Origin of the sequence: Bacillus sp. MMSF_3328, assembly GCF_030733525.1 — a bacterium.
Taxonomy (GTDB): Bacteria; Bacillota; Bacilli; order Bacillales; family Cytobacillaceae; genus Bacillus_AB; species Bacillus_AB infantis.
The window spans coordinates 175,002-189,745 of sequence record NZ_JASHIV010000008.1; the positions used below are offsets into that span (position 1 = coordinate 175,002).

Annotated in this window: 13 protein-coding genes; 5 read left to right on the plus strand and 8 right to left on the minus strand. The window is 44.4% G+C overall.

Annotated elements, in window-relative coordinates:
- Positions 1-21 precede the first annotated feature (21 nt).
- The gene (locus RBB45_RS15115; RefSeq protein WP_009792957.1) at positions 22-939 is read right to left on the minus strand and encodes an accessory Sec system S-layer assembly protein; all 918 of its coding nucleotides are present in this window, start codon (positions 937-939) and stop codon (positions 22-24) included.
- Positions 940-954: 15 nt separating this feature from the next.
- A complete protein-coding gene (gene secA2, locus RBB45_RS15120) occupies positions 955-3,309 on the minus strand; it encodes an accessory Sec system translocase SecA2 (protein WP_306009863.1) in 2,355 nt (784 codons plus the stop codon).
- Between the two features lie 392 nt (positions 3,310-3,701).
- On the opposite strand from secA2, the gene RBB45_RS15125 reads away from it, so the two are divergent.
- Positions 3,702-4,763 carry a glycosyltransferase family 4 protein gene (locus tag RBB45_RS15125; RefSeq protein WP_022544412.1) on the plus strand — a complete coding sequence of 354 codons (1,062 nt, stop codon included), beginning with the start codon at positions 3,702-3,704 and terminating at the stop codon, positions 4,761-4,763.
- A gap of 200 nt (positions 4,764-4,963) precedes the next feature.
- On the opposite strand, the gene RBB45_RS15130 is transcribed toward RBB45_RS15125, so the two are convergent.
- The 5 genes from RBB45_RS15130 to RBB45_RS15150 form a co-directional block, all read right to left on the minus strand.
- The gene (locus tag RBB45_RS15130) at positions 4,964-6,202 is read right to left on the minus strand and encodes an efflux RND transporter periplasmic adaptor subunit (RefSeq protein ID WP_306009864.1); all 1,239 of its coding nucleotides are present in this window, start codon (positions 6,200-6,202) and stop codon (positions 4,964-4,966) included.
- Positions 6,203-6,216: 14 nt separating this feature from the next.
- Entirely contained in the window at positions 6,217-6,879 is a 663-nt protein-coding gene (locus RBB45_RS15135) for a hypothetical protein (RefSeq protein ID WP_306009865.1), read from the minus strand.
- A 152-nt stretch (positions 6,880-7,031) separates the two neighbouring features.
- Complete coding sequence (locus RBB45_RS15140) at positions 7,032-7,910, minus strand: helix-turn-helix domain-containing protein (protein WP_224949558.1); 879 nt, start codon at positions 7,908-7,910, stop codon at positions 7,032-7,034.
- A 364-nt stretch (positions 7,911-8,274) separates the two neighbouring features.
- Positions 8,275-9,321, minus strand: a complete 1,047-nt coding sequence (locus tag RBB45_RS15145) for an LCP family protein (RefSeq protein ID WP_306009866.1) — start codon at positions 9,319-9,321, stop codon at positions 8,275-8,277.
- 86 nt (positions 9,322-9,407) lie between these two features.
- On the minus strand, positions 9,408-10,043 hold the full coding sequence (locus tag RBB45_RS15150) for a YigZ family protein (protein WP_224949562.1): 636 nt from the start codon (positions 10,041-10,043) through the stop codon (positions 9,408-9,410).
- A 412-nt stretch (positions 10,044-10,455) separates the two neighbouring features.
- Here RBB45_RS15150 and RBB45_RS15155 point away from each other — a divergent pair, with 412 nt between their 5' ends.
- From RBB45_RS15155 to RBB45_RS15170, 4 genes are all read left to right on the plus strand, one after another.
- Positions 10,456-11,598 (plus strand): sensor histidine kinase, encoded by a 1,143-nt coding sequence (locus RBB45_RS15155; protein ID WP_009792966.1) that lies wholly within the window; start codon positions 10,456-10,458, stop codon positions 11,596-11,598.
- Positions 11,599-11,773: 175 nt separating this feature from the next.
- Positions 11,774-12,457 carry a response regulator gene (locus tag RBB45_RS15160; protein WP_009792967.1) on the plus strand — a complete coding sequence of 228 codons (684 nt, stop codon included), beginning with the start codon at positions 11,774-11,776 and terminating at the stop codon, positions 12,455-12,457.
- Between the two features lie 126 nt (positions 12,458-12,583).
- Complete coding sequence (locus RBB45_RS15165; RefSeq protein WP_224949564.1) at positions 12,584-12,736, plus strand: sporulation histidine kinase inhibitor Sda; 153 nt, start codon at positions 12,584-12,586, stop codon at positions 12,734-12,736.
- Between the two features lie 140 nt (positions 12,737-12,876).
- Positions 12,877-13,716, plus strand: coding sequence for a DegV family protein (locus RBB45_RS15170; RefSeq protein ID WP_306009867.1), 840 nt, complete (start codon positions 12,877-12,879; stop codon positions 13,714-13,716).
- Positions 13,717-13,753: 37 nt separating this feature from the next.
- On the opposite strand, the gene RBB45_RS15175 is transcribed toward RBB45_RS15170, so the two are convergent.
- The gene (locus RBB45_RS15175; RefSeq protein ID WP_306009868.1) at positions 13,754-14,683 is read right to left on the minus strand and encodes a manganese-dependent inorganic pyrophosphatase; all 930 of its coding nucleotides are present in this window, start codon (positions 14,681-14,683) and stop codon (positions 13,754-13,756) included.
- Between the last annotated feature and the right edge of the window lie 61 nt (positions 14,684-14,744).

Here is a 14,744-nt window from a genome sequence, read left to right on the forward strand (position 1 = left end):
GAGGGTTTTCTTATGGTTACCTTAAATTTCCGTTTGAACCTGCTGCTGAAGGGGATAAGCCTTCCAGCTGCTTAAATCAGGGTTGTCTTTCAATAGTAGGCTTTTCGGAAAAATAAATGTCCATGGTTTGCTTGTATTGGCTTTGAGTTCAAACTTGTCGAGCTGAAAGCCGCCTTTTGCAATTACTTCGGAGGTGGCGTCTTCCACCTGGAGCGGCAGCTGCTGAAGCATGACATTCTGATCGTTTCCATTTCGGATCAGGAGTGTGACTTGCAGATCTTCATTGTCAGCAACTTTTGCCTGGATGCCCATAAAGTTGATTTCCCCGATCTTTGGCGGGTCCATTTGTTCAACCATCTGTTTAAGCTTTTCTTTGTCGCTGCTGCTCAAGCTATTCTCCCAGGCTTCATCCAGGTCCAGCCTGTGCTCTTCATTATTCCGAATTTCAAAAGCAAGCTTCCAGCCTTCTGCAGGGATCGAATCTGTCAGTAAATCAGAACTGTTAAAAGTAAAATTCCACGGACGGCTGCTTTTGGCAGGTATTTCACCAATTTCTGTAAGATCAAATTCCTTCCGTGCGAGAATTTCCTCATCTGGCCCCACAAGCAATAAGTGGGTCTTCTTGAACTCAACGGCCTTTGAAAGGCTGCTGCGGACAAAAGCGGCAACTGTCACAGATCCGCCATCCTGCTGCAGCTCAATTCCTGCCAGGGAAATTTGATTCGGCAGAAGGGGAGGCAGTTCATTATTAAGGAACCTTAAAACATACTGCTGCTCTGCTGTAATATTTGTGGCCGGATGGAGGGATAGTGCAGTTTCCACCTCTTCTGCAGCCGCTTCATTCCCTGTCTCATTCAGTAATTCTTTTGAAGATATCGTGCTGTCAGTGCCTTGTTTGACAGGCTTTTCCTGTTTATTCTTTTTAAAGAAAGATAACATGGCTTGTCTCCTCGTTTATGAGTCTTGGCTAATGGATCTGATGATCTCGGCCAGCTTTCGGCTGATTTCTTTTTCTATCAGGAAATAGGTGCTTTCAAATAGCTCAAGGCCTTCCTTCTGATAGAGTCTCATAGGATCTTCCTGCTGGTAATGCCTCATGCCTATTCCTTCTTTAAGCCTGGCCATATTTTCAAGGTGAATAATCCAGTTGCGGTCTATGATGGCAGTAAGCAGGTGCTTAAGGGCATTTTGCAGCATCTCATCTTCACCAAGTGTACCTGCATAGGCCAGATAGTCCTTGATCTTGCGTTCGGCTATTTCTTTAATATCCTGGATTTCATACTGGTCCTCACTCAAGTCTATCGATCCACCCGCAAGCAGCAGATTAAGTTCGTCTGCCAGGCCTTTTATATTCAAGGCCTCCTGCTGGATCCCCTCTTCTTCATAATGGGCAATAAGCTTACCGGCGGCAGAGTGGACAATAGGCAGGATGACAGGAAGAATATTATCATCGCTCAATGCCTTATTCCTTAGATGATAAATGACATTGCGCTGCTCGTTGATCACATCATCAAGCTTCAAATTGTACTCCCGCATAGAATAGTTGGATCCTTCCACAATCCTTTGAATGCGGTCAACGAATTCATGGATTTTCTTCCCTTGGATCAACCCGGTTCCGTCAGCCTGGATAGAGGCAAGAAGCTTCTCCGCATCTTCCTTGGCAAAGCGCCTGAACATATCGTCTTCAAGCGAAATGAAGAATTGGCTGCTCCCGGGATCGCCCTGGCGCCCTGATCTTCCTTTCAGCTGGTTATCAACCCTGCGGCTTTCATGTTTTTCAGTACCGAGGACAAAAAGTCCGCCAAGATCATGGACTCCCTCACCGAGCATGATGTCCGTTCCGCGGCCGGCCATATTGGTTGCAATTGTTATTCTTCCTTTTTGTCCGGCCATTTCAATAAGGCGGACCTCTTGCTCCACTGTCTTGGCATTAAGGAGTTCGAATGAAAGTCCGGCCTTTTTCAAATATTCAGCAGCCTTTTCGGACTGCAGGATAGAGGCTGTTCCTATGAGGACAGGCTGCCCCTTGCTGTGACGGCCTTTAACCTCTTCAACCATTGCTTTATATTTCTGTTCTGCTGTTTTATATACTTTGTCTAAAAGATCTTCCCGGATGATCGGTTTGTTTGTCGGAATCTGAATGACGTCCATCCCGTAGATTTCCATCAATTCTTTTTCTTCCGTTTTAGCTGTGCCGGTCATACCGGAAAGCAATGGATACATCCTGAAGTAATTCTGGATGGTGATGGATGCCTGAGTTTTATTTTCTTCTGTAATCTCAAGGCCCTCTTTTGCTTCCAATGCCTGATGGAGTCCGTCGCTTAATGTCCGCCCGTCCATGATACGGCCTGTAAACATATCAACGAGCTTGATTTCACCGTCTTTAATGATGTAGTCAACGTCTTTTTCAAACATCACATGGGCACGGACTGCCTGGATCATATAATGATACAGCGTCTGATGCTCCAGCTCGTAAAGATTGTCGATCCCAAAGGCTTTTTCAACTTTTTCGATTCCCTCTTCAGTTAAACTTGTCGCCTTCGTCTCTACATCAAATGTATAATCCACATCAGCTTTGAATCTTTTCGCCAGTCTTGAACCAATATAATGAAGCTCTGAGCTCGATTCCATTTTTCCGGCTACGATAAGCGGTGTTTTTGCTTCGTCTATCAGAACACTGTCCACTTCATCTATAATTGTATAATGATACGGACGCTGAACTTTCTGGGAAAGCGACGCTGCCATATTGTCCCGCAGGTAATCAAAGCCGAACTCCGTTCCAATCCCATAAGTGATATCCGCCTGGTATGCAGCCTTTTTTTCTTCAGGGGAAAGCATAGGTACATTCAAGCCGACAGTAAGACCGAGAAATTCATGGATTTTTCCAACAAGATTTCTGTCCCTGGCAGCGAGATAGTCATTAACTGTTATGACATGGACCCCTTTGCCTTCAAGAGCTCTCAGATAAGAAGGAAGGGATGCTACCAGGGTTTTTCCTTCACCTGTAGGCATTTCGGCAATATTGCCGTCAGACAGTACAAGTCCGCCGATAAGCTGCACATCATAATGCCTGAGCCCAAGCACCCTTCTTGAAGCTTCCCTGACTGCAGCAAAGGCATGAGGGCGTATATTTTCAATTTTCTCCCCACTGGAGAGCTGTTGTTTAAATTTAGTTGTTTTATTTTGCAGTTCCTGGTCGCTGAGCTTCTGATAGCCAGGCTCCAAACTGTTTATCTCTTCGACTATTTTCCTGTATTTTTTCAAGCGGCGGTCATTTGTGTCGCCAAATTTCTTTAACATTGTCAGCATATTGGGACGCTCCTTATGCAAATTCCCTACTAGTATATCATGTATTTTCCTATTATAGTAATACTTGCAGGAATGACAAAATCTTCTATGAAATTCTGTCTGAATTTGAAACCTCGCCTGCTTTTTCTCCGTCTAATGATTTATTGGAGGATGAGGAGAGAGGGGGAAGTCTGCAGTCAGAAGTTTTACATATTGAAAGATTGGAAATATTACATACATGCCTGTATAAGTACATGAAAAGAAATAAAAAATTAATATATTAATTGAATTTGATGTGCTATAATGCATTGTGGCAATAATAGTATCTGTGTAAATAAATGACGAAATATGCATCATTTTTGGATAGTAAAATAAAAGCTGAATGGATATGCTATTTATTAAGGAGGCTCTACATGATTTACTTGACCATGTTAATTTGTTTCATCACCTCCATTCTTATTACACCTTTAGTAAAAAAACTTGCCTTTAAAATTGGCGCTACAGACAAGCCCAACCAGCGGAAGGTCCACCAAAAGATTATGCCCCGGCTGGGCGGCCTTGCCATTTATATAAGTTTTATCGCAGGCTTGCTGATTCTCCAGCCTGAAGCACCTTACAATATGGCGATCATCCTGGGAAGCCTGATCATCATTGCAACCGGGGTTCTGGATGATATGATCGAAATATCCGCAAAAGTTAAGCTTGCCGGTCAGCTGGCTGCAGCAGCTATCGTTGTTATATGGGGAGGCGTGCATGTTGAGTTCGTCAACCTCCCATTCGGAGGCATGCTTGAATTTGGGATGCTGAGCATACCGCTCACGATTCTTTGGATTGTCGGCATCACCAATGCCATCAATTTGATTGATGGTCTGGATGGCCTGGCAGCAGGTGTGTCATCAATTGCCCTGATTACTATTTCAGGGATGGCCATCATTATGGGCGACCCTTATGTAGTGGCAATCGGAAGCATCACACTTGCAAGCACACTCGGATTCCTGATTTACAATTTCCATCCGGCAAAGATATTTATGGGGGATACAGGAGCCCTTTTCCTTGGCTATATCATTTCTGTATTATCACTGCTTGGATTTAAGAATGTAACCATGATTTCTTTCATCGTTCCTGTTATTATCCTCGGAGTTCCAATTTCTGATACATTCTTTGCGATTATTCGCAGGATTGTCACGAAAAAGCCTTTATCAGCTCCGGACAAATCCCATCTTCACCATTGTCTGCTGCGCCTTGGCTACTCCCATCGCCAGACAGTAATCCTGATATATGCGATGGCTGCATTTTTCGGACTAACGGCGGTCATCTTTTCCCAGGCTAAGGTGTGGGGATCATTCGTTGTGATAGGAGTCCTCCTGCTGCTCATCGAAGTATTCGCTGAGAAAGTCGGTCTGATGGGCAAGGATCACAGGCCATTGCTTAAGGTCATGCGCGATATCCGGTATTCGACGGCGAAAGACAGATAAGAAAAGAACACTCCAGCTGGAGTGTTCTTTTTTTTAGCAGATAAGAAAGTATATTTTTTAACTTGGATTACTGTCTAGCAGCTGCGCCTACCCCCTCGAGATCACAAGCCAAACCTCCCAAAAAGGCAAAGCACGCCTTTCCGGGAGGATCGTCTTGTGCTTGTCGGGGATGAACAAGGCGCTTGCGCTTTTCCTATGTCCTAGCGGTTAAACATACCAAGAAGGAAATACTTTAACTTTTCCCTGTTGGTCATATCCTTCAGTGCACCTGGGTAGAATTTATCCATAGTAAATGGTGTGAAGAACTCCCGGCTGATTTCAGCTGCAGGTTTTGGATGCAGCATCAGCGGTTCCTGCTGTTCCAGTCCTGAGACAACCTCGCTGCTGCCTTTGACCTTCAATCCTTCCTGTACTTCCCGTTTTTCTGTTTTCCCCACGCTGTTCAGAACAATGACATATTCTTTATCATTTTGCTTCATAATACTTTTAGAAGGAGCCAAAACAGCATCTTTTGCTTCGCCTGTTGTGATTTCAACATTGAGCTGCATTCCCGGGTGAAGGTTTTCGAGCTTCTCCTGGGCTTGATCCAATTCTACGGTGAATGGATAGCTTGCCTGTGTTTCAGTCGATAAAGGTGTTTCAGGCATCGTTTGGACAATTGCTACTCTTCCTGTAAAGTCCTTTTTAAGTGTTCCTGACTCTACAGCCGTTTCCTGGCCCTGAACAACCTTCTGCAGCTCCTTCTCATCCAGCTTGCCTTTTACTGCAGCAGCTTCAGAACGGATCATGAGCACTGGATTGTCCAGGTCTTCGCTTATCGACACGATCTGCCCGTCTGTTTCGCTCAGATAGCTCATCACACCTGTCTGTTCATTGACATAATCGAGCTGCTCTTCGTACTTATCTCTTTCGTCTTCAAGCAGGTCAGCTTCAAGCTCTTGGAGCAGAATTTCTTTTTCTGTATCATGGATGCTTACGGAAAGATCTTTCTCTTCTTTTTCAGCATCGGTGGAAGTATATGCCTGTTCGGCTTCAAGAGCAGATAAATAGTTGTTCAGGCTGGAAATATGGTTCTGGACCGAGTCAATCTGGTTTGTAAGCTGTTCAATTTCGGATTCAATCCTGTTCCTGTCCCTGTCCAGATTGACCGATTCATATTCGTACAAAGGTGTTCCTGGCGTTACTTTATCGCCTGGCTTCACCAGAAACTTTGAGAATGTTCCGTCCTCTTCGCTGAAATAAACGGGATATTCAGACTGGGGGATGGCTACCCCAGGCTTCGAAAGGGTCTCTTTTAAATCTCCCTGGGCAGCCCTCTGCCATTCGCTTATATAAACTGATTTATCGATTTTACTGTCTTCTTTTATGATCAGGTATGTATTTGCCCCTGTAAAAGCTATTACACCTGCTGCCAGTAGACCCGCTTGCCAACTTTTCATTTCACTCAACACCTTTAAAATATCTTTTCCATTTTGATATGTGTTCCCAATGCTGTTAAGATCCAAAACACGATATGGAGTGACAGGACAATCAGGAATATGACCCATCCTTTCCTGCCGGTCAGCTTCTTGATCCAATAGGTTTGAACATATATGATCCAGACTTGGAATAGTGTTATGGCTCCCAGAAAGTGCACAATCAATCCATTGGATGTGGCGTACTGAGCCAGGATGCCCAATGAAAACGGGGAGGATGAAGGAGTGATTCCCCATGTCAGGCTGATCGGGATGAGCAAAGCCTTTTCAATCAGCAGAATGGAAAAAGCAAAAAGCTGCACCACTAGTAGCTTTTTATATTCCAAATCTGTCAGGGTCCAGAAATATAAAGCCGGCAGGAAGATGTAGATAGCAGCATACAGCAGCCCCCAGACTATCTTTCCAAGAACAAATAGCCCCTTTCTTGCCTCAAATTCGCCTGCAGACAGATTACTCAGCTCTTTTGATATGAATTCTGTCCCGATTCCAAAGTAGGAACTTATTGCATAAATAATGCTGCTCAGAAGTGCCAAGAGCCAAATCCTTTTTCGGAGCCCACGCAGATCCTCCGCTTTTTCGAGCTGATAAAGGCTTATCCCGGGAGACCGCAGGGCCATTAACAGCTTTACTTCATAAATCATAGAATAGTTTCCTCCATAGTCTGTTAAATATAGACAAAATATCTCAACTATTATTCTATCGCAAATAATGGAAAAAGGGCAGTAATAACCGGTGGAAATGCCTATGAAAAAAGGAGGATTATTTTATCGGTATAATAGTTCGATCTTAATGGCTAGATCGGGAAATTCCAGGTTTTCAATTTGTTATTGATATAAGAATGGTATTTCGTATCGTTCTGCAGTTCAAATATGAGAAGTGCCTTTTCCATGTATTTCTTGGCCTCCGCCAGCTGGTGACTCAGCTCATAATTATAGCCTGTGTGATAATGAAGTTCACCGAGAAGAAAGAGATGATCTTTTTCAAGGCACCAGGCTATCCCTTTTGTGCAGCTTTCAATGGACTCTTCATATCTTGAAAGTCTGGTGAGCACCCGCGCAATGTTATAGTGCAGTTTCGTCATCAGCATAATATCCTGCAGAGTGGCCAGTGAATCAATAAAGCGCTTGGCATCCCTGTAAACGGCCAGGGCCTCTTCAAGCTCATTTTCTTCAAAGAGTATAATGCCCTTGCTCAGGAGAATTTCGATTTCACGCTCTGTCCACAGCTTCCCGTGTGTTAAAGCAATGGCCTCATTCAGGACCTGGTGTGCTTTAATCGGATTCTTATTAAGGTGGTATTCGTATATGCCTCTATGCCACTGGATCAGCTGCCTGTTCACAGGATTTTGTGTAAATAAAGGGTTATTCTCTTCCCCTTTAATGATAGAACGCATGGTTTCATAATCAAAGCTGCGCCTGGTGATTTCCAGCTGGCGTTCGACCTCCAATATATAATCCAGCCTCGGTGTTGTACCTATATGAAAGAAGTAGTTAACATCCACACCAAGCTTTTGGGAAATCAGGTAAAGTGTGGACGCATACGGGTATACATCCCCTTTCTCTATTTTGCTTATCTGTGCCTGGGTGCATATGCCTTCTGCCAGTTCTTTCTGAGATAATCCCAGCAGCTTCCTGAGATCCCTTATTTTTTGTCCGATTGCTGAGAAATCCATCTATCATTCACCCTTCGCAAAAAAATATTCCTATAGTTATATAGTGGAGGATATGCGACTAAAAACCATCGTTTTTAATAGATTATCAAAAGATATAGATAGCAGACAAAAAAAGCAGACTTATCCTGTTTATGATTTAATCAATTTATAAGGAATTCCGTAACGGACTTGAACAGCGGTTTAGATGTCCTGTTCAGCGTTAACTCACTTGTCCATTTCCTATTGGCTATGAAATACGGACAATACCTTAATATCTCCACTTTTGGCCGCCCGTTTCCGGGCGGTCCTTTTTTTAAGCAGTTAAAAACGTCCATCTATAAAGATGAACGTTTTTTCATGGCCGCAGCGGGTATCATTTCTATGGTTAATAGCTGGAATCTTCGCCTGTATCATCAGAGACAGTGCTGTCTGTATCCGTTTCAGAGCTGCCTTCCGGGACGAGTTCAAGATGTTCTTTTAAGGTGAGGATCGTTTGATCAAGTTCCTCATCATCTAACTGGTAATAATAAATTCCATCAATATAGGCATCCTGCCCGGCCAGATTCAGTGTTTCAATATCAAGAGATGTTCCAGCAGCCGCATAATTGATGAATGACTTCATTTCATCAAAGGAGAGATCTGTAGACATATTGTCTCCGACAGCTTCCATCACATCTGCATACTTGGAGACAGACTTGACAGAGGAGCCTTTTTTTACAATCGCTTTAAGGATTTCCTGCTGGCGCTTTCCGCGCTCAATGTCATTATCCAGTTTGCGGGTACGGGCTAAAGCCAGGGCTTCCTCTCCGTTAAGCTCCTGCAGTCCCGGTTCAAGATTGATCGCATGATTCCGGTCCTCCGAATCTTTTTCACTAAGTTCATAGGGGACTTCTACTTCAATGCCTTCCAAGGCATTAATAACATCTATGAACGCGTTAAAGTTCATTTTTACATAATAATCGACAGGGATATCCAGCATTTCTTCGACTGTTTCAATTGTTGTGGCAACCCCGCCATTGGCATGGGCATGCGTAATTTTATCATTATAGCCCAATTCAGGGATATAAACATAAGAATCCCGGGGGATGCTGAGCAGCTTAACAGATTTGGTCTTTTCGTTCAGGGTTGCGAGCATCAGGGCATCTGAACGGGAGCTGCTGCTGAAATTCCTGGTACTGCTGTCATCCACCCCAACAAAAAGGATGGACACATTATCTATTCCGGGATCAACTGCTGTATCGCGCTTTGTTGATTCCCTCTCAACCGGCTCATAGGATTTTTCAATGACCGTCTGCGCTTTGCTGTACAGAAAAGCGCCATAAGCCGTCGCCCCAAGAACGAGCACAAGAAGAGGCACAATGATCCACATCACGACTCTCCTGCGGCGCTTTCTTTTCTTTTGAACCTTTACCATTTGTCTATTAGCAGACATATCTGTACTCCTTTAATGTAGGTTTGGCAAAATCTTCAGATCAAGCTTTATTTTACAATTTTTATGCATTTCCGGATATAGATTTTTCAAGCCGTATCTTCTTCCAGATACAGCAATTCTCCCTCATCAATCAGTCCTTGCCCATTGGTGAGCTCAGTGATCCATTCTGAGAATAGGTTTATGCCAGCTTCTTCAACAAACACCTCAAACTCTACGTTTTCCAGGTAGTGTATATCCTTTATGGAGTAAACAGATTCACGGAGTTCATTCTCCAGCTTGCCGAGCCAAGTATATTCCACCTTTACTGATAAAATCTTCATCAGCTTTCTTGTGACTATGCCAGCCGCATTGATGCCCTCAGAGGCTGATTTTCCATAAGCGCGGATGAGACCCCCGGCTCCAAGCTTGATGCCTCCAAAATATCTTGTTACTACTGCAACTGTATCTTTCAGCTGTTTCTTTTTTAAGACTTCCAATATCGGGACCCCGGCAGTGCCGCTGGGTTCACCGTCATCATTCGCTTTCTGGATATGATCATGTTCCCCGATCAGGTAGGCTGAGCAATTGTGGGTAGCATTCCAGTGTGCTTTTTTGATTTCCTGTATAAATGCCAGGGCTTCTTCTTCTGATTCGGCCCTTGATATATGAGCAATAAATCTTGATTTCTGAATAATAATTTCATGCTCGGCAAAGCCCTTGACTGTTTTATAAGAGGGCAGCATGCATCCCGCTCCTTTCCTGTGCATTTTATCGATTTTTGTCGTTGATTGTCATCGTCGCTTGCCAAATTTCATTATAAAGCGACTTGTTCAGTAACTTCAATTCTTCAATGGATTGTAATGAAACTTTAATATAGGTACCTTTCTCGCATGATATAATTAAAAAATAATTTCAAGCCAATCGACATATTATTGCGAGATAATATATAAAAGTCCTATGTTTAAAAATAAGGCATAAATTGCAGCTGATTATAAGAAAATAGGATATTAGACATGATTATACTATAAATTCTTGTGCCTTTTTGCTGAATTTTTCGTTTTTTAGTATATTTTTCATACATAATTTCTATTTTCAAGCTAAAATAGTGTCAGATACTGCTACGGAAGGGTTTTCAGTCTCTTTGGAGGAATCTTTATGACTAGAAAAAAATTCGATACGAAGACACTCGATCTTATATTAGAAAAGATGGTATCCACTGTTGGAAACAGCAAGGATGAAATCTTCCGCATAAGCGAGCAATGCCGGCAGGACTTTGAAAGCTTGACAAGTGATTTGAAGGAAGTCAAACAGGCAGTTGTCCTGACCATTGATGAGGGAGACCAGCTGGAAGCACAAACGCGGTTTGCCAGAAAAAGGCTTTCTGAAGTAAGCATGCATTTCAAGGACTATACAGAAAGCCAGGTAAGGGAGGCGTATGAAAAGGCGCACCAGCTGCAGATGAAGCTTTCGATGAACCGCCAGCAGGAAAAGCAGCTTCGCGAACGGCGGGATGACATAGAACGAAGGCTGCTCGGCATCCAGGAAACCATTGACCGCGCAGAACATCTCGTTTCCCAGATCTCGGTCGTCATGAACTATTTGATGAGCGACCTGAAGAGGATGGGAGAGGTCCTGGAAGATGCAAAGCTTAAGCAGGATTTCGGCCTTAAGATCATTGAAGCGCAGGAGGAAGAGCGAAAAAGGCTGTCGAGGGAAATTCATGACGGTCCTGCCCAGATGATGGCCAATGTGATGATGCGCTCTGACCTGATAGAAAGAATCTATAAGGAGCGGGGAGCAGGCGAAGCCATCACTGAAATCAAAAGCCTTAAGAAGATGGTCAGAAATGCGCTTTACGAGGTCAGGAGGATTATCTATGATCTTAGGCCTATGGCTCTCGATGACCTTGGACTGGTGCCGACTTTAAGGAAATATCTCCAGACCATTGAAGAATACCATAATACGGTGAAAATTTATTTCAGCAATGTCGGCGATGAAAAGCGGCTTCCGCCAAAATATGAGGTAGCTTTGTTCCGGCTTGTCCAGGAATCTGTACAGAATGCTCTAAAGCATGCTGAGGCAAAAGAGATCAAAGTGAAGCTCGAAATCCGCAATGATTCTATTTCAGTTGTCATCAGGGATGACGGCAAAGGGTTTGACACGAGCCAGAAGAAGCCCGAATCCTTTGGGATGATCGGCATGAGGGAAAGAGTCGAACTGCTGGAAGGGCAGATATCCTTCGACTCCAAAATCAATGCCGGGACAATCGTGCTGATTCAGGTTCCTTTCATGGAATGAGCCGCTTTCTTCATAAAAGAATGCCAGCGCCGCAGAAGCAATAATCTAAGAGAACAGTGAAAAAAGATAGGTTCAAATAGGGCTTGAAAAAGATATAATGATAGAGATCCCTATTATTTAAACCAACAGTATAAAAAAAAGAGATAAACTTACGGAAATTTGGGAGGCGAAGCAATTGACTACAAAAATCGTCATTATCGATGATCATCAGTTGTTTAGAGAAGGGGTTAAACGTATTCTTGATTTTGAAAAGACATTTGAAGTTGTTGCAGAAGGCGATGACGGAAATGAAGCGCTGGGTCTTGTTGAAGAATATGACCCGGATGTCGTCATCATGGATATCAACATGCCGACAATCAACGGTGTGGAAGCGACCAAGCAATTAGTCGAAAAATATCCGGATGCAAAAGTCATCATCCTTTCCATCCATGATGATGAAAACTATGTAACACATGCGCTGAAAACGGGAGCGAGCGGCTATCTGCTGAAGGAAATGGATGCCGACGCACTTGTTGAAGCGGTCAAAGTGGTGGCTGATGGAGGCTCTTACCTGCATCCAAAGGTAACCCATAATCTCGTCAAAGAATACCGCCGCCTGGCATCTGATGAAAATGGCAGCAGCGAAGGATACACACAAGTTGAAATCCGCCGCCCGCTGCATCTGCTGACACGCCGGGAATGTGAAGTCCTTCAGCTCCTTGCTGACGGAAAAAGCAACCGCGGCATCGGCGAAGCGCTTTTCATCAGTGAAAAAACGGTTAAGAACCATGTGAGTAACATCCTGCAGAAAATGAATGTGAATGACCGGACCCAGGCAGTTGTTGTAGCCATCAAGAACGGCTGGGTTGAAGTAAGATAATTGGGGGGGCACGCTCTAGCGTGCTCTTTTTTTATGCAAATAGATATATGAAAAATATTAGTTTACAATATATGTAATCTTGTGTTAAAAATAGGATAAAAGTAATAGATGGAGGTTTTGAACAATATGTCCAGCCTGCTGCTTTTATCTGATGAGAATTTGTTTAGAGTTTTCGAGGATGCCCTGCTTTGTGATGTGGATACTGATTTTATTCAGCTGATCGCTGATGAAATCAACCGGAGGCAGCTCTCACATCACCTGCCCGCCGCCTCAAACTAATGCCCCTCTCTTTTTCGCCGCATTACAATTTTGAACCTCAAATATTAAGCTTTCTTTTCTCCCTAGGATTTTCCCTTGTTTTCATATAAAATATAAATTGCACATATAGTAGAGAAAAAACAAAGGATGGTACTCTTTATATGAGAACAGCCGTAGTAACAGACAGTACTGCATACATCCCCAAGGAATTGCGGGATCGACTGAACATACATATGATCCCTCTCAGCGTCATATTCGGAAACGAAACATACGAGGAAGAGGTAGAAATTACAGCAGAAGCGTTTTACGAAGAAGTGAAGCATAAGGAGCTGCCGACGACCTCGCAGCCATCGACTGGGCAATTCGTCGAGCTGTTTGAAAAACTGTCGGCCGACTATGATGCAGTCATCAGCATCCATCTGTCGAGCGGCATCAGCGGCACCTATCAGGGAGCCGTCACTGCAGGGAGCATGGTTGAAGGAATCAGGGCGTATCCATTTGATTCTGAAATCAGCTGCATGGTCCAGGGCTTTTATGTCATTGAAGCGGCAGAAATGGCTGCCGCCGGCAAGGATCCGCAGGACATCATGGCCCGCCTGGAGGAAATGAAACAGACGGTCCGCGCTTACTTCATGGTGGACGACCTTTCCCACCTGCAGCGCGGCGGCCGCCTTTCAAGTGCCCAGGCATTAATAGGGAGCCTGCTTCAGGTCAAGCCGCTCCTGCATTTCGAGGACAAGGTCATCGTGCCTTTTGAAAAAATCCGCACACGCAAAAAAGCGATGAAGCGTATTGCCGACCTTCTTGGCGAAGCTGCATCAGGGGGCGGGGAATACCGTGCCGTCATCATCCATGCGAACCGCGAGCAGGAAGCTTATGACTGGAAAGCAGAGCTGGAAAAAGAGCTGCGGAACGTCGAGTTCATGATCGGTTACTTTGGCCCGGTCATCGGTACGCATCTTGGCGAAGGCTCTATGGGGCTTGGCTGGTATAAGAAATAAAAAATGCCGCTCCGAAGGTTTTCGGAGCGGCTGGTTTTTACTTTGTTAATGCATCAGTCAGGTTAGGCACGATTTGCTTTTTACGTGAAACAACACCTTTAAGGACAGCCTTCTCATCAGCAAGCACCACATTGAATGCTTTCTCGACAGCAGCTGTTTCTTTTCCAAGTGCAAGCGCAACAGAATCGTTCGTCAGGATATTCGTTGCAACAAACAGGAACAGATCCAAGCCTTTTTCCTCGATTGTGCTGCTGATTACCGCACGCAATTCCTCTTCAAGCGCAAACACATCGTTCGTATCAACGGCGTTCACCTGCGCCACTTCCACTTTAGCAGAACCCATCTGGAATTCCTTCGCATCCAGGCTGACCAGCTGTGCAGCAGACTTATCGCTCAAGTCAGCACCAGCCTTCAGCATTTCAAGGCCATATTCTTCCGCATCCACACCCGCAATTTCCGCAAGCTCATGTGCAGCCTTCACATCTTCGTCTGTGCAAGTCGGTGATTTAAACAGAAGGGAGTCAGAAATGATTGCAGACAGCATAAGGCCGGCAATATTTTGCGGGATGCTCTTGCCGTTTTCCTTGTACATTTTGTTCAGGATCGTAGCCGTACAGCCGACAGGCTCGCAGCGGTAGTACAAAGGATCGCTCGTTTCAAAGTTGGCAATGCGGTGGTGGTCGATAACTTCAGCGACACGCACACTTTCAATACCGTCCGCGCTCTGCTGGCGCTCATTGTGGTCTACAAGAATGACTGTTGTTGCTTCATCAGCTACATTGCTGATCAGACGCGGAGCTTCAGCGTTGAATTTTGTCAGCGCGTACTGAGTTTCGCCGTTGATCTCGCCAAGACGCACAGCTTCTACTTCCTGGCCGAGCTGTGTCTTCAGGTCGGCGTAAGCGAGGGCTGAGCAGATTGTATCTGTATCTGGGTTTTTATGTCCGAAAATTAAGGTTTTTTCCATATGTAAATCTCCTTTTTTAGGTGGATTCTTCATGGTTTATTATAGAGGAAATTGAGGGGGG

Bases quoted from the DNA above. Each gene is read 5' to 3' on its own strand.
- RBB45_RS15115 (WP_009792957.1), bottom strand. From the start codon at position 939: ATGTTATCTTTCTTTAAAAAGAATAAACAGGAAAAGCCTGTCAAACAA.
- secA2 (WP_306009863.1), bottom strand. From the start codon at position 3,309: ATGCTGACAATGTTAAAGAAATTTGGCGACACAAATGACCGCCGCTTG.
- RBB45_RS15125 (WP_022544412.1), top strand. From the start codon at position 3,702: ATGATTTACTTGACCATGTTAATTTGTTTCATCACCTCCATTCTTATT.
- RBB45_RS15130 (WP_306009864.1), bottom strand. From the start codon at position 6,202: ATGAAAAGTTGGCAAGCGGGTCTACTGGCAGCAGGTGTAATAGCTTTT.
- RBB45_RS15135 (WP_306009865.1), bottom strand. From the start codon at position 6,879: ATGATTTATGAAGTAAAGCTGTTAATGGCCCTGCGGTCTCCCGGGATA.
- RBB45_RS15140 (WP_224949558.1), bottom strand. From the start codon at position 7,910: ATGGATTTCTCAGCAATCGGACAAAAAATAAGGGATCTCAGGAAGCTG.
- RBB45_RS15145 (WP_306009866.1), bottom strand. From the start codon at position 9,321: ATGTCTGCTAATAGACAAATGGTAAAGGTTCAAAAGAAAAGAAAGCGC.
- RBB45_RS15150 (WP_224949562.1), bottom strand. From the start codon at position 10,043: ATGCTGCCCTCTTATAAAACAGTCAAGGGCTTTGCCGAGCATGAAATT.
- RBB45_RS15155 (WP_009792966.1), top strand. From the start codon at position 10,456: ATGACTAGAAAAAAATTCGATACGAAGACACTCGATCTTATATTAGAA.
- RBB45_RS15165 (WP_224949564.1), top strand. From the start codon at position 12,584: ATGTCCAGCCTGCTGCTTTTATCTGATGAGAATTTGTTTAGAGTTTTC.
- RBB45_RS15170 (WP_306009867.1), top strand. From the start codon at position 12,877: ATGAGAACAGCCGTAGTAACAGACAGTACTGCATACATCCCCAAGGAA.
- RBB45_RS15175 (WP_306009868.1), bottom strand. From the start codon at position 14,683: ATGGAAAAAACCTTAATTTTCGGACATAAAAACCCAGATACAGATACA.